Source organism: Bordetella hinzii LMG 13501 (genome assembly GCF_001548475.1).
Lineage (GTDB): Bacteria > Pseudomonadota > Gammaproteobacteria > Burkholderiales > Burkholderiaceae_B > Bordetella > Bordetella hinzii.
Genome location: NZ_LRUJ01000080.1, coordinates 1 through 1,983, shown reverse-complemented (window position 1 = coordinate 1,983; position 1,983 = coordinate 1). Strand labels below are relative to the sequence as shown.

The following is a 1,983-nucleotide window of genomic DNA, read 5'->3' as shown; positions in this document are numbered from 1 at the left end:
CGGTGGCGCCGTCCGCCGCGGCCAGGCGGCGCGCCGGCGCCACCGGCGCGGCCGGCGGCGGTTCGGCCTTGTCCGGCATGGCTTCGGCGGCCACCGCCTTGGGCCGGACCGACGCCAGGCGCGCGGCGCTGACATCGATGACCTCGCCGGCATGGATCTTGAACACCGCCACCGCCTCGGCCAGGCGCTGCGATTGCTCCTGCATCGAACCGGCGGCGGCCGCCGCCTCCTCGACCAGGGCGGCGTTCTGCTGCGTGACCTCGTCCATCTGCGTGACCGCACGGTTGACCTGGTCGATACCGCTGGACTGCTCCTGCGAGGCGGCGGCGATTTCTCCCATGATGTCGGTCACGCGCTTGACCGAGGCCACGATCTCCTGCATGGTGTCCCCGGCCCGGCCCACTTGCTGGGACCCCGCCGCCACCTTGTCCACCGAATCCTCGATCAGGCTCTTGATCTCCTTGGCCGCCTGCGCGCTGCGCTGCGCCAGGGTGCGCACCTCGCCGGCCACCACCGCGAAACCCTTGCCTTGCTCGCCCGCCCGCGCCGCTTCCACCGCCGCGTTCAGCGCCAGGATATTGGTCTGGAAGGCGATCCCGTCGATCACCGACACAATCTCCGAGATCTTGCGCGAGCTGGCTGAAATCCCTTCCATGGTCTGCACCACTTCGGACACCACGGCGCCGCCGCGTTCGGCCACATCCGAGGCGCTGGCCGCCAGCTGATTGGCCTGGCGCGCATTGTCCGCGTTCTGCTTGACCGTCGAGGCCAGCTGCTCCATCGACGCGGCCGTCTCTTCCAGCGAGGCGGCCTGTTCTTCGGTGCGGCTGGACAGGTCGGTGTTGCCCGCCGCGATCTCGCGCGCGCCCACATTGATCTCGTCCACGCCCCGGCGCACCGACGACACCGTGCGCGTCAGGCTTTCCTGCATGCGCCTGAGCGCGGCGAACAGCTGGCCGATCTCATTATTGCTGCGGGCTTCGATGCGCCCGGTCAGGTCGCCCGAGGCGATCCTCTCGAAGTGCTCGCCCACGCGCTGCAAGGGCCGCACGACGGCGCGGGTCATATAGACAAAGGCCGACACCACAATGATCGCCATCAGCACGATCATGGCCGCATAGAGCATCATCATGATGTGGGAAGCCTGGCGCACATCGGCCAGCGTCCGGGCGCTCATCTTCTGGATACGGTCGGAAAATTCCTGCTGCTTGGCGGCGAACGCCCCGCTGGCCGCGGCCGCCTTCTGGTTCTTGAGATCCAGATAGGCGGCGTTGTCGCCTCGGTCCAGCGCCGACATCATCTCGCCCAGGGCAGACACAAAGGCCTTGAAGCTGCCCATGACCTCGGCCTCCATCCGGCGGCCTTCGTCGTTGTGCTTGGGGATGGCCTGGAAGGCCTCCATCTTGCGCGCGGCATCGGCATTGAGCTCGCGCACGGTGTTGGCGTTCTGCGCCGCCCCGGCCGCGTCGCCCGCGGCGCGCTGCGCGGCGGCGATGTCCGCGCGCACGGTGGCGCGCAGCATCTGGCTGTAGGCGTCCTTGATCAATACATTCTGCTGAACGCTGAGGCTGTCCAGCATGTCCAGGGCTTCATCGGCTTTATGTGTGGCGTTCCAACCCAATCCAGTGGCGAACAGCCCCATCAGCGCCAGGATCAACAACGCCAGCAACAGCCCAGTACGAACTTTCAAGTTTGCTAACATTTTGACGAATCCTTCCACCCTGAGTCCGGACCCTTGCGGGTCCGGTGATTGTCATGCCCGCCGCCTTCGGCGGCCGGGCCCCGGACAGCCTCCCCGTCCCCCGGACGGGTTAAAAGGACTCCCAATCATCATCCGCGGCCGCCTTGCGGCCGGGACGCGCGGCGCCATCGGTTTGAGCTTGGCCATTGGCCGGCGCCGGGCGGCGGGCGGCGCGGCGCGTGGCCGCCCCTTCCGCCGCGGCGGTCTTGGCGGCCGGGCGCGTGGCCAGGCGGGGCAGTTGC

General features: G+C 68.4%; 1 protein-coding gene. It reads right to left on the bottom strand.

The genetic code is table 11. The annotated features are described in order from the left end of the window. Positions 1-1,702: methyl-accepting chemotaxis protein (locus tag AXA74_RS23635; protein WP_060833340.1), on the bottom strand; the 1,702-nt coding region annotated here is incomplete at its 3' end. Positions 1,703-1,983: the final 281 nt, after the last annotated feature.